Genomic DNA, 584 nt, shown 5'->3' on the forward strand with positions numbered 1-584 from the left:
AGGCCCGTCACGCCCGTGATCCCGTTCACCGCCCCCGACAGGCCGCTCTCCGTCAGGATCGTGTACAGGTACGTCGTCACGCTCGGCTCCACCCGGATGTCCCCGGTCACGAACTCCGTGCCCACCCGCGTGCCGATCCGGCCCCGCAGCGCGTCCCCGTCCCGCAGCGGAACCGACGTCGCGCTGAGCGCCGCCTGCTGGTTGAAGTGCGTCGAGACGTATTCCAGGCCCGCCGTCGGCTCGACGTAGATCTCGTGCTCGAGCGGGATGCGGTAGCCCACGTTCGTGGTGAAGTTGTAGTTCTGCAGCCCCGTCGACTGGCGCAGGCCCGGCGCCGTGATGTCGAGACCGAGCAGGTCGACCTTGAACAGCGCGTCCACGAAGGCCGGGCCGCTGAGGTAGGTGCCGTACACCCCGACCGTGCCGCCGTCGTAGTCCTGGCGGCCGGCGGCCTGGTTGAGGCGCACCGTCGAGGTGGTGTAGCCGCCCATGACGCCCAGGATGAGGCCGTCGTCGGCCTTGGTCAGGCGGGAGATGACGACGTCGGCGCCGCCCAGCAGGCCGCCGCCGGCCTGGTTGTAGCC

Annotated in this window: 1 protein-coding gene; it reads right to left on the reverse strand. The window is 70.5% G+C overall.

Annotation, left to right across the window (positions count from 1 at the left end):
* A partial coding sequence (locus DT057_RS35150; protein ID WP_162501632.1) for an autotransporter outer membrane beta-barrel domain-containing protein occupies nt 1-584 on the reverse strand: 584 nt, incomplete at both ends.

Source organism: Methylobacterium crusticola (assembly GCF_003574465.1).
Classification (GTDB): Bacteria; Pseudomonadota; Alphaproteobacteria; order Rhizobiales; family Beijerinckiaceae; genus Methylobacterium; species Methylobacterium crusticola.